17 protein-coding genes are annotated in these 25,767 nt (G+C 51.2%); 1 reads left to right on the top strand and 16 read right to left on the bottom strand.

Going from position 1 to position 25,767, the window contains the following annotated elements:
• Positions 1 to 113 precede the first annotated feature (113 nt).
• The 5 genes from PGR91_RS03690 to PGR91_RS03710 form a co-directional block, all read right to left on the bottom strand.
• The gene (locus PGR91_RS03690) at positions 114 to 6,821 is read right to left on the bottom strand and encodes an aminotransferase class I/II-fold pyridoxal phosphate-dependent enzyme (protein ID WP_055203816.1); all 6,708 of its coding nucleotides are present in this window, start codon (positions 6,819 to 6,821) and stop codon (positions 114 to 116) included.
• A 260-nt stretch (positions 6,822 to 7,081) separates the two neighbouring features.
• Positions 7,082 to 8,254, bottom strand: a complete 1,173-nt coding sequence (locus PGR91_RS03695) for a TolC family protein (RefSeq protein ID WP_055203814.1) — start codon at positions 8,252 to 8,254, stop codon at positions 7,082 to 7,084.
• Entirely contained in the window at positions 8,251 to 11,340 is a 3,090-nt protein-coding gene (locus PGR91_RS03700) for an efflux RND transporter permease subunit (RefSeq protein WP_055203812.1), read from the bottom strand. The genes PGR91_RS03695 and PGR91_RS03700 overlap by 4 nt, the downstream gene beginning before the upstream one ends.
• Before the next feature lie 12 nt (positions 11,341 to 11,352).
• On the bottom strand, positions 11,353 to 12,597 hold the full coding sequence (locus PGR91_RS03705) for an efflux RND transporter periplasmic adaptor subunit (RefSeq protein ID WP_228385770.1): 1,245 nt from the start codon (positions 12,595 to 12,597) through the stop codon (positions 11,353 to 11,355).
• Positions 12,598 to 12,683: 86 nt separating this feature from the next.
• The gene (locus tag PGR91_RS03710) at positions 12,684 to 13,121 is read right to left on the bottom strand and encodes a hypothetical protein (protein ID WP_118458327.1); all 438 of its coding nucleotides are present in this window, start codon (positions 13,119 to 13,121) and stop codon (positions 12,684 to 12,686) included.
• A 128-nt stretch (positions 13,122 to 13,249) separates the two neighbouring features.
• Between PGR91_RS03710 and PGR91_RS03715 the strand changes: the two genes are divergently transcribed.
• A complete protein-coding gene (locus PGR91_RS03715; RefSeq protein ID WP_055203806.1) occupies positions 13,250 to 13,567 on the top strand; it encodes a DMT family transporter in 318 nt (105 codons plus the stop codon).
• A 9-nt stretch (positions 13,568 to 13,576) separates the two neighbouring features.
• Here the strand turns inward: PGR91_RS03715 and PGR91_RS03720 are convergent, their stop codons facing one another.
• From PGR91_RS03720 to PGR91_RS03770, 11 genes are all read right to left on the bottom strand, one after another.
• The gene (locus tag PGR91_RS03720) at positions 13,577 to 14,758 is read right to left on the bottom strand and encodes a metallophosphoesterase (RefSeq protein ID WP_228385769.1); all 1,182 of its coding nucleotides are present in this window, start codon (positions 14,756 to 14,758) and stop codon (positions 13,577 to 13,579) included.
• 36 nt (positions 14,759 to 14,794) lie between these two features.
• Entirely contained in the window at positions 14,795 to 15,628 is an 834-nt protein-coding gene (locus PGR91_RS03725) for a phosphodiester glycosidase family protein (RefSeq protein WP_118458324.1), read from the bottom strand.
• 30 nt (positions 15,629 to 15,658) lie between these two features.
• On the bottom strand, positions 15,659 to 17,275 hold the full coding sequence (locus PGR91_RS03730; RefSeq protein ID WP_055203800.1) for an ABC-F family ATP-binding cassette domain-containing protein: 1,617 nt from the start codon (positions 17,273 to 17,275) through the stop codon (positions 15,659 to 15,661).
• Positions 17,276 to 17,626: 351 nt separating this feature from the next.
• Positions 17,627 to 18,049 carry a very short patch repair endonuclease gene (locus tag PGR91_RS03735; protein ID WP_118657300.1) on the bottom strand — a complete coding sequence of 141 codons (423 nt, stop codon included), beginning with the start codon at positions 18,047 to 18,049 and terminating at the stop codon, positions 17,627 to 17,629.
• Positions 18,050 to 18,051: 2 nt separating this feature from the next.
• The gene (locus tag PGR91_RS03740) at positions 18,052 to 19,923 is read right to left on the bottom strand and encodes an ATP-binding protein (protein ID WP_182424276.1); all 1,872 of its coding nucleotides are present in this window, start codon (positions 19,921 to 19,923) and stop codon (positions 18,052 to 18,054) included.
• 16 nt (positions 19,924 to 19,939) lie between these two features.
• On the bottom strand, positions 19,940 to 21,022 hold the full coding sequence (locus tag PGR91_RS03745) for a DNA cytosine methyltransferase (RefSeq protein ID WP_118657299.1): 1,083 nt from the start codon (positions 21,020 to 21,022) through the stop codon (positions 19,940 to 19,942).
• 26 nt (positions 21,023 to 21,048) lie between these two features.
• Complete coding sequence (locus PGR91_RS03750) at positions 21,049 to 21,732, bottom strand: MjaI family restriction endonuclease (RefSeq protein ID WP_259336751.1); 684 nt, start codon at positions 21,730 to 21,732, stop codon at positions 21,049 to 21,051.
• Positions 21,733 to 21,736: 4 nt separating this feature from the next.
• Complete coding sequence (locus tag PGR91_RS03755; RefSeq protein ID WP_118657297.1) at positions 21,737 to 23,020, bottom strand: DNA methyltransferase; 1,284 nt, start codon at positions 23,018 to 23,020, stop codon at positions 21,737 to 21,739.
• Positions 22,989 to 23,297 (bottom strand): helix-turn-helix domain-containing protein, encoded by a 309-nt coding sequence (locus tag PGR91_RS03760; RefSeq protein ID WP_015547643.1) that lies wholly within the window; start codon positions 23,295 to 23,297, stop codon positions 22,989 to 22,991. Before PGR91_RS03760 ends, PGR91_RS03755 begins: the two co-directional genes overlap by 32 nt.
• Before the next feature lie 133 nt (positions 23,298 to 23,430).
• On the bottom strand, positions 23,431 to 24,792 hold the full coding sequence (gene mobV / locus PGR91_RS03765; RefSeq protein WP_044054536.1) for a MobV family relaxase: 1,362 nt from the start codon (positions 24,790 to 24,792) through the stop codon (positions 23,431 to 23,433).
• Positions 24,793 to 25,374: 582 nt separating this feature from the next.
• Positions 25,375 to 25,767, bottom strand: coding sequence for a hypothetical protein (locus PGR91_RS03770; RefSeq protein ID WP_015547642.1), 393 nt, complete (start codon positions 25,765 to 25,767; stop codon positions 25,375 to 25,377).

The following is a 25,767-nucleotide window of genomic DNA, read 5'->3' on the forward strand; positions in this document are numbered from 1 at the left end:
AACGGCCGATCTTCTTTCAATAAGCTCAGACCACTGTTTCAAATAATTTCTTCACAACCGGAAGGGGGCGTAACCAATGGTTACGCCCCCTTTCTATTCGGATCGATCCGTGCCTATTTTTTCTTCGGCGACGGCTTCTCGGCGACCGGAGCCGGAGCCTGCTGCGCACTCTCCTTCTTCTGATTGAGGAACTGTACGACGGCATACTTCGCGGCGGCGATCGTCTCGCGGTTTACCTTCTCGATTACGTTACCGCGGGCGATATCGTCGCTGTTGATGTAACCCTCCAAGATCAGCAACTGAACGATCATATTGTTGATATTCGTCTCCTCGCTATAACCCTCGGCAATATATAGCGTACCCACTTTCGCCGCAAACTCCTCGGCAAAGTCGGGGTAATTCGGGAAACTCATCAGCTCCTCGAATGTTTCGCTGAAACTCGACAGTTCGATATTCAGGTTCGGATTGACCAGCAGCGGACTGAACTCCCTGTGCTTGTCCGACGGGCGGAAGTTCACCAGGTTGCTGATATCCACCTTTTTGTTCCGGTTGTCGATTCGGCGCAGATCGGCTTTGCGCATGTTTTCGAGCTGGTACAGGTAGAAGTTGTAACGCCACAGTTCCGAACTGTTCATCTCTCCGTTGAAAATATGACGGTATTTCTCGTTGATCAGCTTCTTGACCTTGATCTTGCCCTCGTTGATCTCCGGCTTGTTGACGCGCACTTCCTGGATCAGTTGCTTCAGAGCGGCGGCGGCTTTCTGCGGCCCGGTGATCTCGCGCCCCTTTTTGCCGATTTCGGTCGAAAGAACGCCGCACTGGATCTCGCGCGCCTTGCCCTTGCCGTCTTTGCCTCCGCGCAGACAGAGAATCAGATTCTCGACGCATTCGACCTGCCCTTCCTCGGAAATGAACGGCTGTCCGCCCGGCGTGCTCGCCAGCGAGTCGAACATCGAACTGAAGATCTTCCGGTCGATCACGACGTCGGTATAGATCTTTTCGTTATCGCTTTCGTAAACGGCCGTTGCGATAAACCGATTCTGGATCATATCGAACGATACGTCCTCGATCAGGTAACTGATGCCGTCGCGCACGAATCTGCGGTTGACGAAAATCATTTTCACCACTTCGGTTACGTCGATCTTATCCAGCAGCTTGAACGACGAAGCCAGGTAATACTGCTTGTCGGACGGATTGTAGTCCCAGTCCAGGATATCGTCCAAGTAGTTGCCGTGACGCGAAATCACTTCGACGATTCCCTTATCGGCCGTATAGCGCTTCAACGTACGCTGGAAGTTCGGACCGTCGCCGCTGGTCGCTTTCTCTTTCCGTTCGCCGTGGGCGTCGGTATAGAGCAGGAACGTTTCCGGATTGTCGGCGCGCGTAATACCGCCCTCTTCTTTCGAATAGTTGCTCGCACTGAGCATGATGTCGATCTTGAACGGCATCGTGATGTCGCACATGCCGCCCACCGTGCTGCGGGCGTTGCGGTCTTCCACATTGCTGTCGGCGCTGTTTTCGAACAGGTACTTGTAATACTTGATATAATCGGGGTCGAAGTCGGTCGTCCGCGAGAAATCGCCCACTTCGGTTCCGATCCCGTACAGATTGCCTTCGGCATCCTGGAACTCGTGGAACATATCCCCGGCGATCATCTTCACCGAACGGATACCTTCGAGGTTGTTGCGCAGCCACTTGAGTACGAAAGCCGCGATCATCTCGCTCTTGCCGACTCCGCTGTCGCCGTCGATCTCGACCACGAACACGCTGCCGTCGTTCTCTTCGACCAAGAACAGCGAACCGTGGCGAGGAACGCCGCCGATTTCCTTGACCTTCTCGTTGATGACCGTCAGACGCGGCTTTTTCACGTCGCCGAAGTAGTCGGCTTCCGATTTCAACGGCGTCACGATCGTCTTGATATTGCCGGCCGGCCCTTTGATATCGAAATACCCGATCTGCGGGAACGAGATCAGCTTTTCGGGAGCGCCCAACAGCGAAATTACGTCCGGCACGAAATTCTTGATATCTTTCAGGCTGATATCTTCCGTATAATTCAACCGGAAGTTATCGGTCAGGTACTTCATGTATCCCTTCTGGAAAATCACCAGTTCCTTGACGATCCCGTGCTTCACTACTTTACAACGGTAGTCGTCCGAGTCCATGTTGGCGACGAAACGGGCCAGACGGTTCGTAAAGAACGACGAATCCGGCCGGGTGTCGATGTGCTTGATATATTCGGTCGGGGTTTCGGCGAGCGTTCCGGCATTCTCCTTGCGGCTCACCACGCGATCTACCTTGTGGAACGGATACTCGCGCTTCTTCGCATCGGTCACGATCCGGGTATGTTCCTGAACGGGCTGTTCGGACGAAATCACGCCGCATTTGATCATCAGTTCATTGATCCACCCGATCTTGCCGTTTTCAAAAGACTCCAGCGATTTGTTGTCCATCTCGAATCCTTTGTACAGCGAGATACCGTGCTGCACCATCTCGTTGACGCTCGAATTCTGCTTCTTGAACGCTGTTTCGACGATACGCACCATCGTGTGGGCATAACGGTTGTAATAGTCCGTACCGCGGGTACGCTTGATCATGCTGATGTAAAACCGCACTACGCGGCGCGAAACGGCATAAATCTCGCTCTCGGCGATCTTGATGTCTTTCTTGCGCATGATGTAGTTGCTCAACTCTTCCAACTCCATCGGCAGGATGCTCGAAACGAACTCTTCGGTAAACATCTTGAGTTCGGAATCGTCGCAGTTGCTGATCTTGTCGTCGAAATATTTCAGCTTCTTGCAAACCAGCTTGTAGAACGAATTGTCGTTGTTCAGCAAATACAGGTACAAGATCTTGTCGGTAATTCCCGGCGATTTGGCGATCCCGGCGGCCACGCTGTCGGTAATGTAACCGATGCACTTCTGCGAAATCCGCAGCGACTTGAATTCGGGCAGGTCGCGCAGGTTCTGCATGAACTCGTCCACCCAGATATTCAGGTTCAGTTCCGAAAGCTTAATTCCGGTAATCTCCTCGAAACACTCCCCGGCTACGCGGATGATCTCCTTGCGGCTCGGTTCGAGACTCTCCTTCTCGAACGGCAGGTTGAAGTGCAGCAGGATTTCGCGGATATACTTTTTCAGGATCGAATTCAGTCCTTCCAGCTTGGCTTTGTCGAGTTCGGGGTTCCCGGTCGCGTTGATCGCCAGGATTTTCATCTTGCTATCCGAGAACAGCAGGTTCTCCATCTCGATCAGGATCTCGCGCATCACGTTCTTCTCCTCGGGATTATCCAGCACGTGGTGATTCGGCTGGAAAGTCCGCTTGTTGGTGATATACTTCAGGATCACAGCCTTGCCGTAACGCGAGCTGACCGTATTGAAATCGAGGTCGGCCAACGCCGGAACCCGCTTGTACACCTGCGCCAACAAGTTTTCATAGACCTTCGTGAAGGCCGGGCTTTTGATGAATTCGAACACGTCCTTGCAACTGCCGACGATATCGCCGTGCAGTTCGATCACCGAATTGGCCGAGCGACCGATCGTCGTGATCGTCACGCCGCTGCGTTCGGGCGAAGTATGGTACAGCGATCGTACGTCGCGGATCTGCAACGACGGCGCTTTGTCCTTTTTGTATTTGCCCGACAGTTTGTAATCCGCAATCACGCTGTCGATAAAGTCCTGATCCTTCGCATAACCGAAAACGCCCTGCAACAAATCGGCCGTTTCGACCTCCTTGTTGGCAACATCGTTGCGGGCATCGGCGAACCGGATCCAATACTTGATGAAAATGGAGAACGCATCCTCGATCTCGGCGGTAAACACCTTCATCCCCTCCTTCCCGGCCGAAATGTAACCGCCCAGCGAAAAGCGTACTACGCCGGTCGGATACGGAACCGTAGCGATCCCCCGGTAACGGGCCAGCGACTGGCAGAACAGCAGGATGTCGGCATAGCTGAACTTGCCGCGAATACGGAAATTGAACAGATAAGAACCGTCCGATTTGATATAATTCAGGTATTTGCCTTCCGCGGTGCCGTCCAGTAGCCGCGAAGCGACCGACAGGGCCATCTTCAGCCGCGTCAACGACTCTTTGCGGAAATTCTTGTTGACACGGAAACGGTTCAGGTTTTCGACCAGGCGCGACTGGTAGTACATGAAGAACGGCTCGTTATGGTACTTGAAGTCGTCGGGCAAGCCCAGCACGTCGAGCTTATCGAGCGAAACCAGTTCGTCGAGCAGGAACAGGTACAGCGGCGATCCTTCGAATCCGGCCGTCTTGTGCAACTGGCGGTTGGTTTTGCTGATCTCGTTGTTCTGCTCGGTTTTGCCGATCTGGTCGACGATGAATTTGACGATCGTCTTCTTGATCTTCGACCGAGACGCGTTTTTCGGCAGTTCGGCTTCGACGCGGTCCTTGATACTTTTGGCGACCTGGGCCGTTTCGAGCGTATTGTTCAACATCAGCAACGAATTGTTGTTGCCGTGCGCAGCGCTGTTGCAACTGCGGGCGTATTTCGCGAAATCGGCAGCCTGCGGCGTCAGCGCGATGGCTCCGAGACGTTCGCCGGTCGCCGCCAGGTTTTTGGTCGTCGACAGCGACGAAATCGCCTTGATTCGCGACTGCGCGTTGATATTGTTCATGATGTAGCGCGAAATCGTCCGCCACTTGGGCATCGTGGTATCTTCGATCTTCACGCTTTCGGCATACGCTTCGTCGAGGAACAGCGTGATCTTGCAACTGTTCAGGAAACGCAGGAAGTTATTGACCGACTCGGTATTAAAATCGGTATAACCGGTCGGATTGTTCGGGTCGTTGATAATGATCGTAGTATTCTCGCAGAACAGATCCCACAGGCTGCCGCTGTCGTCGAACAGCGCCAGCGTCGATTTGATCCGCGACAGGCGGTCGATCAGCCGATCGTAAGCCAGGCGGCCGTCTGCGTCGTTCTCGATCTCGATGTCGAACGGATTGACGTCGAAACAGTCGTCCGGCAGCAGATCCTTATACTCCCAAGCCTGTACGCCGTTGTAAATGATATAGGGTTTCGGACGGCCGTTCGGATTGAACAACAGGTCGCGGATAATCATCTGCACCGAATCCGATACCGAAGTCTGATCCATATTGCCGAGCGCCGACAGGAAATTCTTGACGATATCCTTGTCGTCGTCGCTTAATGCGAAATATTTGTCGCGAATCCCCAAATCGATCAGGAATTTTTCGAAACGCCCCTTGTTGTCGGCGTCCTTGCCCACCTTGGTCAGGTACTCCTGATACTTTTCGAGGAATAAGTTGATTCCGAAATTCTTATGGAAATGGTTCTTGAGGGTGCGTTCGTAACAGCTCGGAATAACGTCCAGGATCAACTGGCAGGCGTAACGGATCTTGCTGCTGAGGTTATTGAACGTCCGGCTGCGCAGATAATCGCCGAAAGTCTTGATCTGGTGGCGTCCGCCTCCTTCGAGAATCGTGATGACGTCGATCAGCTTATTACCGGCGTAAAAATAGTTCCGCATCCGGCCTTCGAACTCGTCGATCAGTTCCTGCGTCTGGATCTTCTTATTCTCCTGCTTGTGGCAGTTTTCGAGGAAGAAAATGAAATCGCGCAGTTTCTCAAGCGAATACTTGTCTTGTACGACCTGGCGCGAAAAGGCGTCGAGTTTGAACAGCGTAATCCGCTTTTCGACGTCGGCGTCGTCGCCGGTTTGCTCGACCAGCAGCGACTTGATCTCGCGGCCGTACTCCTCGATTTGCACCTCGAGTTTCTCGCGGAACTCCATCAGGAACGAAGGATTCACGTTCTCAAGGATCAACCGTAGGTTCAACTGCGTATTGGCCGGGGAACCCAGCTTTTTGGTGTGTACTTTATTCAGCGTATTGATAATCCCGTTGTGAAAACAGAAAACCAGCGAAGTGTTCGAACTGCGCGACTCCTTCGAATCGTCGACGATCACCAGACGGGTCAGCAGCGGGAACCACTTCGGCCCGGAATAGTGGTTGATCCGGGCATGCTTCACCTTTACCACGAAAATCGACGTGGTGTCGACCGTCATCCGGTCGTACAGATCCTCCGGCGCGGGACTTTCGAGCACCACGACGGCATCCTTGTTGAACACGTCGCCCCTGAGCAGCGACACGGCTTTGTCGGCATTGCCCGAAACGACCGTGCGGATCATGCCGTTCATCCCCTTGAAATTCACGGCCCACTGGCTGCGGTGCAAAAAGTCGTTGATCTCGGCTTTGGTCGTATAGTGGGTGCTCTGGCTGATCATCTGCTCGAGCGTGTCCATCAGGTAATTCCAGTGCGCCTCGTTGATATCGCCCGTCACGCCGATCACGTCGCGGTATTTACGCAGATCGCGGACATGGCCGCCCAATTGCACCTGCGACATGAAGTCGATGTGGAAACTGTTGATCGGAGGCGTTCCGACCGAGAGGTCGTGCGTATCGCGGATGTTCCGCAGCACGTTTTTGACTTCGGTGGTGGTACCGTCGGTATCGAGCAGGGCGTTGATTTTTTTGACGAATTTGCCGCGGCGGTTACTCAGTTCGAACGCTTTCGAATTGCTGTGCGGAATGAGCATCAGCGAAACGTCCGTATAACCCGGAATATCCTCCCTGAACTTCAACAGGTAACGGTTGATCTCGGCCTGCTGTTTGGCCGGATCGTCGGGCTCCTCCATGCAAAGGCTCACGAAACTCGTGAGGTTGTCAAAAATGTGGCGCGGCAGGAAAATCTCCGCCCTCGGCCCCAGCGATTCATAAAGATTCAAGAGCTGCAATGCTTCGTTGCTCAAAAATGCTTTCGGTTCACCTACAATTTTCATCTTTCCGATTCTATTCGTTTTATGCCGTTCGTTCCCGGCGATCTGCTATCACTCTGATTACTAAATGCCTCGACATCCGCGTAAAAGACATATTTTCACCGTGCCAAAGATAGGTATTTAAATTGACATTTGAAATAAATGTTTAAAAAATATTTTATTTGTATAAAAACACACAAATTTAAATAAAAAATAACACGCTTACGGACAAAACCGGAAGCGTGTTATTCGGAAAATAAAGTTCGAATTGTAGGAACGCGTTCCTACAATTCGAACCGGAAAAGTTGGGCTGTTATCAAATTGTAATCCCGTTCGAGCTGCAACTGCATCTGGCGGCTCTGGTACAGCACGCCGATCTCGGTAATATACTCGATCACCGTGATCTGTCCGGCATCCAGCGCTTTGTTCAGCATCGACAGGTTATTCTGCGCCTGCAACACCGACTCCATCGACCGCATCGATTCCCGCAGCGTAACGGCCTGGTCGTACAACTGCCGGAGCTCCGACGCCGCATTCAGCCGAACGCTTTCCAGTTGAGCGGATGACGAAGCCGCCTGGGCGCGCGCGGCCTTCACCTTGTTCTTGTTCTCGAAAAGCGGAATCGACATTCCCACCTTGAACCCTTTGAAACGTCCTTCCCCGCCGAAATCGTGCCGATAACCCATTTCGAACTTCGGCAGCGACAGCGAACGGTTCAGCGATACGCTTTGCTTATCGACCGACACCTGCTGCTGCAGGCTTTGCACTTGCGGATTTTGCTCCATATACAGCGCGCTCAGTTGTTCGAATGCAGGCAAACTCTCCACGGTCGGATAGACCAGACCGGAAAACCGGTCGCTTTCGGTTCCGGTCAGCGTAGCCAATTGCTGACATTTGGCCAGCAGTTCGGCTTCATTGAGGTTATACTCGGTTTTCGCGGAGATCAGCTCGACTCCGATCTTATTACATTCCAGAATATTGGCTTCTCCGATTGCAAACTTCCGACGGTAAGCGGAATCCAGCCGTTCGGCATTGACGACCCGTTCGGACAAAAACTCCTTCATCCGGTTCAGGTGGACGATCTGGATGCACAACGTCTTAGCGTCCAGCAACAACTGCTGACGCAACGCGGCGCCTTCCGTATCGTAATACGACGAACGAAGTTTCGCAATCTTGTTGCGCGATGCGTAAGCCGACGGAAAATCGAAAGCCTGCATCACCGTCAACTCGGAATTACGGATCCGTTCGGCCCCGCCCCACAGGCTTTCGAACTCGACGCTCGGATTGGCGAGGTACTTGCCGGTCTGGGCTTCCATCTTCTGGGCGGCGGTCAGTTCGCGCTGGGCTTTCAGTTCCTTGCTCGCGGCTTCGACCTCGCGCAATACGTCGTCAACGCTGCGCTGACCGTAAGCCGTCCCCGCAAACAGGGCGGCCGCAAATATCAGGATGCATTTCATACGTTGCTGTTTTTACGGTTAATAATCAGGTAAACTGCCGGAACGATAAACCCGTTCAACAGCGTCGAACTCAGCAGTCCGCCCAGAATCACCTTGGCCATCGGACTCTGAATTTCGTTACCGGGCAAGTCGCCGCCGAGCGCCAGCGGAATCAGAGCCAGCGCCGACGACAGCGCCGTCATCAGGATCGGGTTCAGCCGGTCGAGCGATCCGTTCACCACGCTGTCGTGCAACGACATGCCCTCGCTGCGCAGTTGATTGTAATGCGATACAAGGAGTATGCCGTTGCGCGTCGCAATGCCGAACAGCGAAATGAAGCCGATAATCGCCGGGATACTGACCTCCCCGCTGGTCAGCCAGATGCTAACGATCCCGCCGATCAGCGCCAGCGGCAGATTCAGCATGATGATGCCCGACACCGACAGGCTGCGGAACTCCTGGAACAGCAGCAAGAAGATAATGAGCAGCGAAATGATCGACATAAGCGACAGCACCCGCGACGCGGCCTGCTCGCTCTCGAACTGGCCGCCGTATTCGATATGGTATCCTTCGGGCAGATCGACCTTCTCCCGGATCATTTCCTGGATATCGCCCACCACGCTATGCAGGTCGCGGTCGGCCACGTTGGCCGATACGACGATCTTGCGCTGTGCGTTCTCGCGGCTGATCGCATTCGGCCCCGAGGTCGATACGATATCGGCCACGTAACTGAGCGGCACTTTACCGGCCGTCCCGTCGATCGTCAGATTCCCGATACGCTCCATATCGGATCGGTCGGCATCGTCCATCTTGACCGTTACGTCGAACGAACGCCCCTGGTCGTAGACCTGCGAAACGACTTCGCCGCCCAGCGCCACCTCGATGAATCGTGAAAACTCGGGCAGCGGAATGCCGTATTTGGCGAGCATTTCGCGTTTCGGGCGGATCTGCAACTGCGGACGCTCGACCTGCTGCTCGACGTTCAGGTCGGCTACGCCGGCGACGCCCGAAACGGCGCCTTTGACCTGATTTCCGAGTGAGAAAAGCCGGTTCAGGTCGGGCCCGAACAGTTTGATCGCGATATTGGCCTTCGTGCCGGACAGCATCGCGTCGATCCGATGCGAAATCGGCTGGCCGATTTCGATATTGACGCCTTTCAGCACGCCGAGCCGGGCCCGCACGTCGGAGAGAAACTCCTGACGCGAACGCTCGTCCAGTTCGAACGGAGCCTCCATTTCCGAAACATTCACGCCGAGCGCGTGTTCGTCCAGTTCGGCGCGCCCGGTTTTGCGGGCGACCGTCTGTATTTCGGGGATCTCGAGCAGGATACGTTCCACCTCGCGCCCGATCTTATCGGACTCTTCGAGCGAAATGCCGGGCATCGTAGAGGTATTGATCGTCAGCGAACCTTCGTTGAACGGCGGCAGGAAATTCCGTCCCAGGCTGAAAAATACGACCAGCGAAGCGACGAACAGCGCGACGGTCGAACCGATTACGAGCCGTTTATGCGAAAGCACCCATTCGAGCGCTTTTTTGTAAATTCGTTTCAGGAAACGGGAAACGATCGGTTCCTTCTGGCTGCGTTGCAACACCCGATCGCCGGTCAGCAGGTAACTGCACAGCACCGGCGTCAGCGTCACGGCGACGACCATCGACGCGAACAGCGCCACGATGAACGAAATCCCGAGCGGACGCAACATGCGTCCTTCGAGCCCGCCGAGGAAAAACAGCGGCACGAAAGCCACGATCGTAATGATCGTCGCATTGACGACCGACGTACGGATTTCTTTCGAAGCCTCGTAAACGACCGTAAGCGTCGGAAGCCGTTCCTCTTTCGGTTTCAAAAAGTTCTGTCGGAGTCGCTTGAATACGTTCTCGACGTCGATGATCGCATCGTCGACCAGCGAGCCGATCGCAATGGCCATACCGCCGAGGCTCATCGTATTGATCGTAAGCCCCATCGCCTTCAGCGCCAGCACCGACACCAGCAACGACAGCGGCAGCGCGATCAGCGATATGACCGTCGTGCGGAAATTCATCAGGAAGACGAACAGCACAATCACGACGAAAATAGCCCCCTCGAACAGCGCTTTCTGAATGTTGTCCACCGAACTTTCGATGAACCGCGACTGCCGGAAAATGTCGGTCGAAACATGCACGTCCGGCGGCAGAGTGCGCTGGATTTCGGCGAGCGTCCGATCGAGTTTGTCGGTCAGTTCGAGCGTATTGGTATTCGGTTGTTTGGTCACGGTCATCAGAACGGCCGGTTTGCCGCGCTCCGAAGCGACGCCCAGCCGCGGCGATTTCGCTCCGATTTTCACGTCCGCAACGTTTTCGAGCAGCACCGGAATGCCGTCCGTCGTCTTAACGACGGCTTTCCCCAACTCCTGCTCGTCGGCCGTGGAAAGCACCCCGCGGATGATGTATTCGTTGCCGTACTGGTTCAGGATACCGCCGCTGGAATTGCGGCTCAGGTCGGCCACCACGTCGAGCACCTGTTGCATCGAAACGTCGTAATGGCGCATCCGCGCCGGGTCGAGCAGCACCTGGTACTCCTTGATGTCGCCGCCGATCACCGTTACCTGGGCGACGCCGCCGGTAGCCAGCAGCCGCGGGCGGATCACCCAATCGGCCAGCGTCCGCAGTTCCTGTAACGAAGTGGTATCGGCCGTCAGTCCGACGATCAGCAGTTCGCCGAGGATCGACGACTGCGGCCCGAGCGTCGGCGTGCCGACGTTCTGCGGCAGCGTCTCGCTGAGCGTAGCCAGCTTTTCGGAAACGATCTGGCGCGCCCGGTAAATATCGGTTCCCCAGTCGAACTCGACCCAGACGACCGAAAATCCGGTCGTCGACGACGAACGCACGCGGCGCACGTCGGTCGCTCCGTTGACGGCCGTTTCGATCGGGAACGTCACGGTGCGTTCGACCTCTTCGGCGGCCATTCCGTTCGCCTCGGTCATCACGACCACGGTCGGCGCATTCAAGTCGGGAAAAACGTCGACCTCCATATGGCGGGCGGTAAACGTGCCCACGGCCAGCAGCACGACGCCCGCAATCATCACCAACAGCCTGTTGTGCAATGAAAAGTTTATGATTTTATTCAGCATGACGCAGGCGATTTAGTGGGAGTGCGAATGGCCTTCGGGGATCGCCCCGGAGAACGAAGCCATTTTTACCTGCGCGACGCCTTTGCTGACGACCGTCTCGCCGGCTTTCAGACCCGACAACACACGTACGTTCCTGCCGTCGTCCGCGCCGAGCTTCACTTCCCGTTTGGCATACCCCTCGTCGTCGAGTTGCACGAATACGAAGTGAACACCCTGATCCTCCGTTACGGCGCTCAGCGGCACGGTCAGCACGTCGCGCTGCGGCGACGATATCAGATAAATCTCGACGAACGATCCCGGGATCACGTCCCCGCCGTTATCGAATTCGAAAATAACCGGAATGAAAACCGAACTGCCGTCGGAACTCTTACCGACCGACAATAGCCGCCCGTTCATTTCGGAGAGCGAGTAGACTTTGTCGTCGTACGGCGTACGGAAATTCGCGCCCGACACCGAACGCAGATCGTTCAGGTACCGTTGCGACACTTCGGCGCGCAGTACGAGCCGTTTGTTCTGCGAAACGGTGGCCAGCGTCTGTCCCACTTCGACGAAGGCCCCTTCGCTCACGGCGACATTCTTAATAAAACCGCCGATCGGGGCCGTAACCCGTGTTCCCCGGACGGAAGTTTTGCCTGCAACCGCATCGTAGGCGGTTTTGGCATTTTCGTAAGCGAGCCGGCTCTGTTCGTAATCCGACTGTGAAATGATCTTGTCTTTCACGAGGTTTTCGGCGCGTTCGAAAGCCGCTTTGGCCTGCTCGTACGTTGAGCGGGTGCGGGCCACGTAATCCCCTTCGGCCATCTCTTTGGACGAAATCGTAAACAGCGTTTCCCCGCGGCCGACCGGCGTACCGTCGGCGATCTTCTTATTGGTGAACGACACGACGCCGCCGACCGGCGCTACGACCGAAGCCTCGTCGCCTTGCGCTGCCATGATCCGACCGCTGGTAGGAATCACTTCATTGAACGTAACGGGTTGCACTTCGAACAGTTCGAAATCGGTCTGCGCAGCCTGCGCTTTCGTAAAGACGATTTCACCGGCATGGGTATCCCCTCCGGCTCCGTGATCGTGTCCCGCGCGCCCGGCCTCCTCGGCCTCGTGATCGTGCCCTTCGGCTTCATGGTCATGGCCGTCGTGATCGCCGTGTTCCGCTTCGGACGTATGTCCGTCCCCGGACGCTCCGGCGCTCGAAGGCCGGTTCCCGCAACCCGTCATCAGGGCTACGGACAGTATGCTTGCTAACAATATTTTATTCATTGCATGGATTTTTTGTTTGAATCATGTGAACACGCTCCCTCGTTTGCAAACGAAAGAGTCGTCTTTCCGCCGTGCGGAAACAAAAACTATGCAATGAAAACGGGAGGAGCCCGCAGCAGCGGCAATGCCGCCGCATCCGGCCGGGCAGCCGGTTCGGCAAACGGTGCGAAAGAGACCGTCGCCATCGCATAAACGCGGGCGTCGAACGTAAAAACGGAATCGAAGAAAAGCGTGACGGGAAAATGATAACCGCCCGTAGGATCGTCCTGTTGATCGACCGCCTGTACGAGCTGGCTGCCGCCCCGTCCGTACATCACGAACAGATACCGCAGATCGCAGTCCGTGTCCGATCCGCCGTGATCGTCGTTCCCTCCGCAGCAGGGAACGTGCCCGAAACATTCGACGCACCGTTCCGGAGCGACGAAACTGATCCGGTCGCCGTGATGGTGATGCGGCAACGCCGACAACGCCAGCAACAGCGTTCCCGTGAGCAGTACGAATATGGCGGATATGCGTTTTTTCATTTCTGGTCGGTTATCCCGTCGATCCGTCTAAAAAGATTACGGACAAAAATACAATTTTTTTTCGACAATTTCATAACGGCCGGAAATTTCGCTACCTTCGGCGCGTCAATTATTGAAGCGAACGAATTATGGCTTGGTTTTATTTGATCCTCGGGGGACTTTTCGAAATGGGATGGGCAGTGGGGCTGAAACTGTCGCAGAGTATGCCGGTCAAGATATGGGGTATCCTGATCGCCATTTTTTCAATGGCGCTGAGCATGTTCTTGCTTTACGTCGCCCAGCGGACGATCGCCATCGGCACCGCCTACGTCGTCTGGACGGGTATCGGCGCGGTCGGAACGCTATTGATGGGAATTTTCTTTTTCGGCGACTCGGCCGGATTCTGGCGGCTGTTCTCCGCGGCGCTGATCGTCCTCGGGGTGATCGGCATGAAACTATCCTCCTAATTCCTGCTTTTATTCGGATTTCAGCGTAATCACCGTAATCGACGGATAAGTGCCTATCCGCATCGGATACATCACGTATCCCATTCCGTCGTTGACGAAAAGGTATTTCCCGTCCTCTTCGTACAGACCGCTCCATCGATCGTACATCCATTCGGCAGGCGACCACGCCCATCCGCCGAGCCGGATTTTGAGCTGCATCGCATGTACATGTCCCGACAGGGTCAGATCGGCCCGTCCGGTAGCCAGCGCTTCGTCCCACACTTCCGGAGTATGGGCGATCAACAGGTTGAACAGGCTGTCGGGCACTCCCCGGTAGGCTGCGTCGAAATCGCAGCGTGCGAAATCGACGTTCTGCCGTCCGTTCAGTTTTTTCCCGATCGGGAAATTCACCCCCGTCACCGAGATGCTGTCGCTGCCGCGCCGGACGTACCGAGACTCGTTATCCAACAGGTTCCATCCCATCGCCCGCTGCCGGACGGCCAATTCGTCGAAACTCTGCCGCGGAGTCAGGTCGCTGTCCCGGCTCAGGTAGATCCCCAGATCGTGATTGCCATACACCGAATAGACCCCGTCTTTCGCACGGATTCCGGACAATACGGACATCACCGAATCGGTCAGCTCGCGGGCATCTATATTGACCAGGTCGCCCGCATTGACAACCAGATCGGGATGCTGTTCGTTGATCTTCCGCACCATTCGCCGGATAAAGCGGCGATTCCCGGGTTCGTTGCCGGCGTGCAGGTCGGTAAACAGTACTATCTTATAACCGTCGAAAGCGGCCGGAATCTTATCCGAACGGACGATCAGGTCTTCCTCCACGATCCGCGACCGGCCGGCTGTCGCACCCCATATCATCACGAGCAGGGTCAGCGCACCAGCCGCCAGACCGATCCTCGAAAACAACCGCACCTTTTTTCTTCGTACCCAACCGGCCGGATAATCCAGCAGCGAAACCAACATGTAGACCGACTTCGGCCCGACGCTCATAAAGAACAGGCAGATCACCCACAGGATAACGTGCATGTAACTTTCCGCCCCCGCCTCGGAGCAGCAGCGGTAAAAAAGCAGCGCGGCGACGATCCCCGCATCGAGCAACAGGAAGTGCGCCAGATAGAGTCTCCGCAGCCACCGCTTGTCCGGTAACCGCCGACGAATCCGGCGCAGGATCAGCAGATCCAGCGTCACGGACACAACAGACAGTATAACAATCAAGTACAGTATCATTCCTTATTTACGTTTCACGACGATCGCATTGCAGACGGGACGTTCCGAGCGAAAAAAGAGCATCCGGTCGGAAGGAGCGTTGACGATCCCCTGCCCCTTCGTCCACAAGGTCGAAGATCCTCCCCCGTCGAGGTTTATCGCATCCGCCGCTCCCATCAGGCGGGCCGCATAAGCCAATTCGCACAGGGCCATCCCCGCCGCGCGGCTCTGCCGTCCGTCCACGACCATCAGCAGGACGGTTCCGTCGGCTTTCGTCCCGACGCAGGATCGCGGATGGCGGGGAGCCGTCGAATCCCACGGAATCAACGACCGGCCGCCGCGCAGCAGCATCGGGCCGGTTACCATCACATCGGGATACCGATCCCGATGCGGAGCGTCCGCCTGCTCCATCGCCAGACTCCAATCGATCAACCGCAGTACTCCCGCAGTATCGACCGCCACGGCGACGCCGGTTTCGGCCCCTATCTGGGCGGGCCGATATCCTCCTGTTTTTATGAAACCCATGGCTACGGCCTGTTTCGTACGGGTTTTAAAAAAGCCCCCGTTGATCGCCGCTACCCCGCCGGACTGCTTCCCGATCCGGGAAGTCTTCGTACGAAGCGAATCCTGAATCACGGCCAAACGGTATTTTTCCGGGGCGATCTCGATGCACGAAATCTGCTGATCGGAATCGAAAAGGCGGATCGACAACTTACGGACAGTCATCCCGTCCGCATCGTAAACCGTCCGCCACGAAGCATTTGCCAAAGCCGCGGAATCGGCCGGACTCTGCGCGGAAACGCCGCCCGAAAAGCAGAGCAGTAACAGCACGATCCGTATAAGCGATTTCAATCTCATAATAAACAATTTTCGAACGGCGCAAGTCCGCTATTTCGTATACAGGCGGTTCAGATTTTCCTGCACCCGCTCGTCGAACAGGTAGTCGTCGTACTCCATGTACTTGTCGATCATTCCGTTCGGCGTGATCTCGATGATCCGGTTAGCCACCGTATTGATGAACTCGTGGTCGTGCGAAGTCATCAGCACGACGCCCTTGAAGGCGACCAACGCATTGTTGAACGCCTGGATCGATTCCAGGTCGAGGTGGTTGGTCGGCGAGTCGAGCAACAGCGTATTGGCCTGGCGGATCATCATCCGGGCGATCATGCACCGCATTTTCTCCCCTCCGGACAGCACGTTGACCTGCTTGTAAATCTCGTCGCCGCTGAACAGCATCTTGCCCAGATACCCGCGCAGGTACAATTCGCTGGTATCCTGCGAAAACTGGGCCAACCAGTCCACGATGGTCAGCTGATTGTCGAAAAACGGCGCATTGTTCAACGGCAAATAGGCCGGATTGATCGTTACGCCCCACTCGACCATACCGCTGTCGGGCTTGTCGTCGCCGGCGACGATCTCGAACAGCGCGGTAATCGCGCGCGGCTCGCGCGACAGGAACGCCACCTTGTCTCCCTTTTCGATCGTGAACGATACGTTTCGGAACAACGTCTCGCCGCCGACCGTCTTGCTGAGGCCGTCGACCGCCAGAATTTTGGTTCCCGGCTCGCGCTCGGGCTGGAAAATGATCCCCGGATATTTGCGCATCGAAGGCTTGATCTCCTCGATATTGAGTTTTTCGAGCATTTTTTTGCGGCTGGTCGTCTGCTTCGATTTGGCCACGTTGGCGCTGAACCGCTGGATAAATTCCTGCAACTCCTTTTTCTTCTCCTCGGCCTTTTTGTTCTGGTTGGCCTGCTGACGGGCGGCCAACTGACTCGATTCGTACCAGAAACTGTAATTTCCGGAGAACAGGTTGATGTCGCTGTAATCGATATCGACGATGTGCGTACTGACCGAATCGAGGAAATGGCGGTCGTGCGAAACGACCAACACCGTATTCTCATAATTCGCCAAGTAGTTTTCGAGCCACATGATCGTGTTGACGTCCAGGTCGTTCGTCGGCTCGTCAAGCAGCAGGTTGTCCGGCTTGCCGAACAGGGCCTGCGCCAACAGCACGCGCACCTTCTCTTTGGCGTTCAGCCGTCCCATCAGTTCGTAATGCAGATTTTCCTTGATCCCCAGCCCGCTCAACAGGTTGGCAGCGTCGCTTTCGGCGTTCCAGCCGTCCATCTCGGCGAATTTCTCTTCCAGTTCGCCGACTTTGATTCCGTCCTCTTCCGAGAAATCGGGTTTCGCATATAGGGCGTTTTTCTCCTGCATCAGCGACCACAGCGGCTGGTGTCCCATCAGCACGGTATCCAGCACCGTACACTCGTCGAATTCGAAGTGATCCTGCTTCAGCACCGACAGCCGTTCGTGCGGCCCGAATGCGACCGACCCGCGCGTCGGCGTCACATCGCCGCTGAGCACTTTCAGAAAAGTCGATTTGCCGGCGCCGTTCGCACCGATCACCCCATAGCAGTTTCCGGGCGTGAATTTCAGGTTGATATCTTTGAAAAGAACTCGTTTCCCGTATTGTACTTCCAAGTTTGAAACCGTAATCATGCGTCTGTTCCGTTTTATTTTACGCCCCAAAGGTACGATTTACCGGGCGTTATTCCAACCCGGAAAACGATCCCGAGGCACTTATTCAAAACTTTCCGCCGGAAATCCGTTAAAAGAAAATTTATTTTAGATTTTTCTCGGTTTGACTTAACCGATTGAGAAATAAACTTTTAGCGAATTATTTGAGAAATAGAGGTAACGATTTGGAAACTGTGCGAATTTCAGCGTTTTGCGTTGCTATGCTGTCAAATAACTCTTCTCACTGCAAAGATAGTCAAATAACTTAAAACACTCAACTTATAGCAATAATTTTCTTGCTTATGAAGGCTATGGTATATAGCGATTGGCATTTTACGTATGTTCAACGATATTGTTGTATAGACTTCTCAAATTTTGTTCTCTAACTTTGGGTTTTAATTGGCATTGCCATACAACAGATACTCGATAGCCAAGCCTTTCTAATTCTTGCGTTTTACGTTTGTCCCTTTCTAAATTATCCGCAATCTTCTTCTCCCAATATTCCAAATTCGTAGATGGTAAATGAGCATATTTACATCCTTGATGTCCATGCCAAAAACAACCATTCACGAATATTACAGCCTTGTACTTTTGAAGAACGATATCCGGAGTTCCCGGCAACCGTTTTACATTTTTTCGATATCGCAGACCTTGAGCAAACAGATATTTTCGGACGATCTTTTCCGGTTTTGTTTCCTTTCCTGTGACATGAGACATTATTTCCGAACGCTTTTCTTTACTGACCGTGTCTGCCATCTCTACTTAATAACGATTCGTTCTTTAAGATGATCCATATTTTCTTTACGACTTTTCTTTGCATAGCCGAGCTTGTCGCAAGTCGCTTCTATTTTCTGGCAAAAAATATCGGCATTTAGTTTGGTCATACATAGTTCATCATTCTCGTTTCGTTCCGTACTATGCCATAAAGCTTCATCATTTAAGGGATGTTGCGGTCGGAATGGGGTAATATTAAAGATTCTATTATCTACTTGTGTGATCCAAGATGCTCCGATTTCTGTCATCGCACCCCATGCACTCGGGGTGTTATCACTCGTAACGAATATGACGAAGATTTTTTGATTAGAGTAACTTTCCACAAAGAAATCCCGTAAATAGTTATATATCGATGCAGTCCCTTCGGGAATGCGGCTAATTTCATCGTCGCAACTCGTGTATAAGATATCTTCGGGCGGAATGTTATTAAATACTAAAAATGAGTATATCAAATCAGCTAATGCTTTGTCTTTAGAAGCGTGACTAATCAGTATTTTCTTTTTCTGGGAATCCACTACGGTTTTTAATCCTAAAGCATTAGCATTATTATTGATCGCATCGGATATGACTTGTTCGATCGTTTCTCTCGAAGAATCTGGTGCTAATCGTCCTATACTTTCAGCTGCATTTTCACTCACTATATTTCTGAATGTGTCGACGGCTTCTCTAAATTTTGCTTCTGTATTTTTTTGTTCATTCAATTTACGTTGCTTCTTCTCTCTGTTCTGTTCATTAGAAAACAAACCTCTTTTCCGAAGAATATCCGGAAGTAGAATAGTTCGCACGTATCTTATAACGGCCTCATATCGTGGGTCGTCGGACTTATAGCCTTGCCTATTGCTCAATGCCATATCTGGAAGTTCCGATAATTCGAACAAATCGATATATAGTTGTCCAACTACATAAACTTCATTCAATTTATTTTGACCGACTATCGGCAAAATATTGAACTCTCCCATTTTTTTATTCGCATATAAGGATATGAAGTTGTCGGGGAAATCGGTAAGTGCCGCTTTACGCCCTCTTGTAGAAGCGTATGCCCCGATCCATCCCATTATTTTAAGCGTATATTCATGATCTTTTCCTGCATTGTCTTTCAGATTGATCGGCTCTGTATACGGCTCTCTATGCTCAACTAATTCAGTTCGTTTTGCCGGATATTGGTTAGGAATATTTTTTGCTAAATCGGAAAAGTCATCCCCTAAAGATATAAATGCACATAACTCTTTTGCAATATTTTCGTCAAAGGTGTCTATTGTAACTGTTTCATTGCCTCTGATTATGTGTATTTTGAAATTATCGTTGACTAATGGGAATATTTTTAACAAATTCCGTTTAACCGAATCCATAGATTTATTCAATCTGTATTGAGGATTCCTCATTACGATCGCTGTTCCATGCTCTTGAATATATACGAATTTTATATCATCATCGGCAATAGGTCGTAACTTATTCCCGTCTATCGGTCTACGAGATAAAACGAAACCGGATTTCTCGTTATCGCTGATAGTCATTACATCAACGGATTCGGAAACAGACAATGCCGCCAACTTACCAACGCCTTTTCGTCCCATTTTTCGTCTCTCTCCGGAACGTGTCATAGATTCTTCTTCTTTAACTCGAGAGACACCGGCTACGTTCAAGAACTTCTTTACTTCTCCATTCTGATAAGACATACCATGCCCATCATCCTCGATTCTGATATCGTCTTTATTAGAAATGATATATACATTATGTGCATCTGCATCATACGCATTAGCGACAAGTTCGGCCAATACATAATAAATATTCGTATAAAGATTCGGTCCCAACAACTCTAAAATCCGAGGATCGACATTAAGCTGATATTCTTTCATATAAATATTCATGGAGTTAGTTGACAATTCGCGTCAAATGGCATATAATACTCTCGGCTATGACTTCTCCCAGTCTCGGTGGAACGGCATTGCCGATATATCTCGATGCTTTGGTAATAGCGACATACTCTTCGTCAGCGAAAAATTTATACGTCATCGGGAAAGTTTGTATAAGAGCAGCTTCTCTAATGGAAATAGCACGATCTTGTATAGGATGTCCGAATCTGCCGTTGCCTAAACCAGTGCATTGAGTTGTCATAGTAGGGGCTGGTTTTTCCCAAACCATTCTACCGTAGACACTACCAAACGAGCGTCCGTTATCGGTTTTATGACACCGTAATTGTAAATCCTTCGGCCAATCTTTCCAACTGCCTCCGTATGGAGTATGATGAAGACGTTCGAGATTTAATGGCGATAATGCTTTGGCTCTATGCAATGGATCGTTTTTATCGGTTTCTCCGGCTTTGAGTTCGGGTAAATCTCCGATCGTTTCTTTCACCGTCTTGTACTCGTTAGGCTTATGCGTCGGGTTGATCAACTCGATATTTCCCAATCGCGATGCTAATAACACCAATCTTTTCCTAGTTTGCGGTATTCCGTAATCGGGGCAATATACTGGATTTACCCACACATGATATCCTTCATTTTTCAAAAGATTCTCGAAATCGGATAAAACGGGCTTTTCTTTGAAAGATAAGATTTGAGCCACGTTTTCCATCGTAACGATGTCGGGATGAACAGCCTTGACCAATCGTCCGAATTCATATAATAAATCGTATTTATTCGGATCTTTCTTTTTGTTTTTGAATGCATACGACGAAAACGGTTGACAAGGGGCGCATCCTGCCAACACTCTAATAGATCCTTTGCCGTAGGCTGTGCGGATTTCATCCGGAGACACCGTTTTAATATCCTTATATATGAATTTCGCATTGTTGTTCGTTTCATAAGCATACCGGCAGGTCGCATCGAGATCATACCCTGCAAGGATATTGAATCCCTTGCTTTTCATCCCGAAGCTCAATCCGCCGATACCGCAAAATAAGTCGATAACTTCAATAGATGGGAGCGATTCGTTTTTGATATTCTTTCCTTTCATAATCCGATTTCAAAAACAGAGTGTGCTCAATTCGACAACCGATCTATTTCGGATTGAATCTGACCTATAACCTCTTTATTGGCAATTTCTCCATCTAAGCTGAATACGATAAACACATTACCGCCATATCGTTCTTTGAACGATTCGAAACTCGCTTTCATTCGCTCAGTCAGCGAATAACTACCGAAATTGGCACTCGCTGTTATCGGTTTGATTTGTATGCCTATGGCTTTATCTCCGATTTTTGCGATATAATCAATATCTCCAGCATGATCCAATTCAGGATCGCTTTCTTCGAAGTTGATATTAGGAAATACTTTAACCAATCCGTCATTGATTACAGACTTTTCTCGTATATAACCGTCATAAGTACGATTTATAGTCAGATTGTATATATAGTCAATGCAGTCCTGTTCTGTCAATTCACGAAAAGCTGCTTCCCATTCCGGAATCACGACTTCCGTAATTTTTGCATACAACCGTTCACCCAATTCATGGAGACTTTCGACTGTGATTTTCGTCGGATTTTTTCCTGCGGTATGAGCATTTTCGAAATACCATGATTGCCATTCATCGAACGAAGAAGGTTGGCAATCGCGAATAAGAGCCATTACAGCACCTACTTTATTCGGACGGGATAATTGGTATGTTTGGCAAGCGTAGTTCAGCACGCGTTCCTTTTTCCCGAAATTCATTGAATATCTATCCATAACGTTATAGGTTTATCAGTTTCTCGAATTTGTTTTTATATTTGAAATCAAAAGAATAGTCCACGTCTGCCAAACCGTTTTTCAGCATATGTGCATTTATAAAAGTTTTGTTGTCTAAGTATAAGTAGCACAACAACAAATCTTTATCATCATACTTTATGGCATCGTAACGTAAAAAGACCTTCCTTCCTTTTGTCTTTTCCGCAAGAAATCTTGTCGCATTACCATTGACAGATGGCTTTTCTTTGATTCCGAGCAGTCGTATGGTAAGTCCATTGTTCAATACAATAGTATTTGGTGACAAGATCGTTTTTACAGAAAAATACTCTTCCCGTTCTTTCTTGTCTTTATCTATCCGTGAACCGAATTGCAACTTCTTAATCTCGATTTTGCTTTCCATTTTGTGCGGGTCACTGAATATATAAGGCAAAGTTTTCTTCTTTTCGTCCATGTCGAAAACAGATCTATCGTTGCTGTATCTATATTCTACATTGCCGAACGAAAAGGATGAAGCGACCTTTTCCTCATAGTATTTTTTATAATCGGGATTTATTTCATACCCGATAGAATTACGTTGCAGATTACGCGCTGCCAAAGCCGTAGTCCCGCTACCCATGAATGGATCGAATACCGTTTCTCCAGCAAAAGAGAACATTTTTATCAAACGGTGCGGCAATTCTTCAGGAAATACCGCAATGTGTCCGTCTTGTTTAGCCCCACCGAAATTCCAATGGGAAGCAAAAAATGTATTCCATTCATCTTTTGTCATTTCCGAACATTGCTTTTGCTCAATAGCGGGAACGGGAGCCTTACCTTGTTTTTTGAAAATTAGGATAAATTCGTAATCTATTTTCAAAATACCGTTTCGAGGATAAGGAAAACTACCCATAACAGCTCCTCCCCCTGTCGTATTCATCGTTGTTTGCTTCTGCCAAATTACGGCTCCCATATAATCCATTCCGAGAGCTTCGCAAAAACGTATGATTTCGGTTCTTATGGGAATCACTTTATAACGTCCGTAATAGACGGAACGAGCGAATTGGTCTCCTATATTTATGCACAAACGGCAACCGTCATGCAATACTCGATTGCACTCCGCCCAGATCATATTCAGATTGTTGATATAACTTTCGTAACTATCATGAAATCCTATTTGCCCATCACTCCCATAATCTTTCAATTGCCAATACGGGGGCGACGTAATGATCAGATGGACGGATTTGTCCGGCATAAGAGAAAGATTCCTGCTATCTCCGTTAATAAGCGTGTGTATAGTCTTTATTTCCATTTCTATTGTCAATTATAGTCTTCAACGCTTTATCTGCAATGTTTTTATCGTCTCCGATAATTGCATTTATCTTATCCGCAATCCAAAGGCTCAACAACTCTTCCCGTTCGATATTCAAGATATCCGAAAGCAATACCACTTGCTCCTTTTTAGCTTGCCTGTCTCCGCGTTCTATTCGGCTATACATAGGGACATCTATATTCAAAGCCGAAGCCAATTGCTTTTGCAACAATCCGCTTCGGACTCTGGCCGCTTTGATCTTTTGAGCGAATAACATTCGAATATTTTTTCAATTTGTCATTATTTGGCAAATTTACTACTTTTATTTCGTTTATGCACCATAGAATGCCAATAATTTGATTGACTTGAATTTAGTGATTGAGGTACAGTTGATTATTTATCTATTTCCCCTAAATCCCTCTGCTTTTCCTTTGCGGTTGTATTGGTCGGCGAATGCTCTGCCGTAGCTTATCGAATTGCTCTTTGAACCACTCGGCAATGGGCTTTCGGTCAATGGCAAGAACCAATTTAGTCCCGTCGGTGGGGTCTTTCACGACTTGAAACCATGCCTTTTCGGTCGTGAATTTCCGTTCGTGTTCCTCCGAGTAGAGTTCCCCTGCATACTCCAACGGCTTTCCCTTGACGAGCGTTGCGGTTTGCCTTTCATCGAATCCCACAAGGCGGCAGAGGTTTTCGATACGGAGCATTTCACGGAAATAGGGAAACCATGCCGCAGCCTTTGCGATTACCGTTTTCAAGAAAGATATTTCCTCTTTGTGCTTCGTTTCCTTGTCCGCTATCTCCCTGCGGTGCTTCCGTTCTACTTCCGCCATCTGTCGGCTGTGGTCTGCCTGCATGGTCTGTATTCTATCTTGCAGGGCTTCGATGGTTTCCTCGTGGTCGGCTACCTCCCTATGTAGGGCGGTGTTCTCTTTTTCCAATGTCTTGACCTTGTTGCTGCCGAAAAGAGAACCGACACTCTCGGCGATGTTGGCGGCTGCGGTGGTTGCCGCTCCTTTCAGCTTCTCGGTCTGTATTTCTTTTTTCGCCCGTCTTAGTTCCTCCCGTGCCGTTTCTTTCTGCTGCTGCAAATCCACCACTTCCGCTTTGAGGTTATCGGAGAGTTTCTGTATATCCCGATAATACTGCTGCGTGGACTTGTGACGAGCCTTCGAGCCGTCTATGCCCCTTTGCAGCCCGTATTTTGCCATCGCTTCGGCATAGGTATCTTGGTAGGACTTCAATTTCAGTCGTGTCATAATATCGTCTGCGCACAGCCTCATGGTGTCGGTCGGCTTCTTGCGGTATCGCTTCTTTGTCTGTTCCTCCCTTTTCCTGCGCTTGCGCTCTCCCTTGACGATGGGGACGAGTGTAACGTGTATGTGCGGCGTTTCCTCGTCCCTGTGCAGGTGAGCCGCCACGATGTTCTCCTTTCCGAACGTGTCGGCGAAGTATTTCAGATTGTCGGCGCACCACTCGTCCAAACGCCCCTCTTCCTCTATCCGCTTCATGTCCTCGTGCGTTCCCGATACGTTGATGCGGATAGCCCGTACTTGGTTGCTTCCGATTTTGCGTGTCAGCCCCGCTTCTTCCAATCTCTGCTGTATAGCCGCCGAACGGTCTTTCACCCCGTCGGGGTAGTCGATGAGCCTGCGGTTTAAGTACGTGCGTGTGGGGTCGGCGTTCTTCGGTATGATGAAACGCTCGATATGTGCGGTCGTTCCGCTGTCGCTGCCGTGCGCCTTTTCCATGTGTAAAACTACGAAACCCATATATTCTTCTTTTTTGGCTTGTGAAACAATGATTTTTTGTATCTTCGGGGGCGGCAAATGCCGTCCCCGATGGGGTGTGCAGAGGGGCTTGCCCCTTGCCTTATTGGGGAATTTTCAGCGATACGTAGTATTGCGGCTCGGAAAATTCCCTAATAAGCTACGGTATTTTCTCAGTAAATACCCTGCGGCGTGCCGTCCGTCTGCCTTTCTGCGGTGGCTGTCCCTGCCGTCTGCTTACCCATATAACCCCACCTTATTTTTTCCCTTTCGGTCGGTGGGTGGCGGGGCGGTCGTTTCCGTTTTCAAAGGCTCTTTTGCATGGGGCGGTCGGATACAAGGTTTTCCCGATAAATACGCTCGCAGCGAAGCGAGAGGAAGATTTATAGGGAAACGGCGCAGCCGCCTGACCTTTTAGCCGACATAAAGCCCCGTGCTTGCTTTGCCTTTGTAAACGGAAATGATTGCTCCGCTTTCCTCTGAAAAGAGGAATAGAACCTGCAATATATATCACCATAGTGATAGGTTTGCATGTTGGTATGCTGATATGTTGGTATGTTTGCATGTTGGTATGTTGATATATCATCATGCTTTCCAACGGCTGTTGGGCTTGCCGTCCGAAACAACCGACACGAATACCGTCGTTTTCTCTTTTCGCCTGTTTATAATCCTTTCCAACAACACTTTGCGGACTTTCGCCGCCCCGAACGATTCGATACGGAAAGCGAGGGCGGCTATCGTTTCGAGGTTGTAAACCTCCGCGCTGTATCTGTCCGATATGCGGATAATGCGCTTTATGTCATATATACTCAAAACTCCGCTTTTGCAGAGTGCCTTTATCCCTGCCCGAACCGTCGGGGCGATAACCCCGAACAGTTCGCAGATTTCCCACTCGGTCATGGCGGTTGCACCTATATCGTTCGGCAGGAAGATATTGCCCTGCTCGTCCATCGTGATAATATTCCTTTCTTCTTTCAT

The organism is Candidatus Alistipes pullistercoris, assembly GCF_027665465.1.
Classification (GTDB): Bacteria; Bacteroidota; Bacteroidia; order Bacteroidales; family Rikenellaceae; genus Alistipes_A; species Alistipes_A hominis.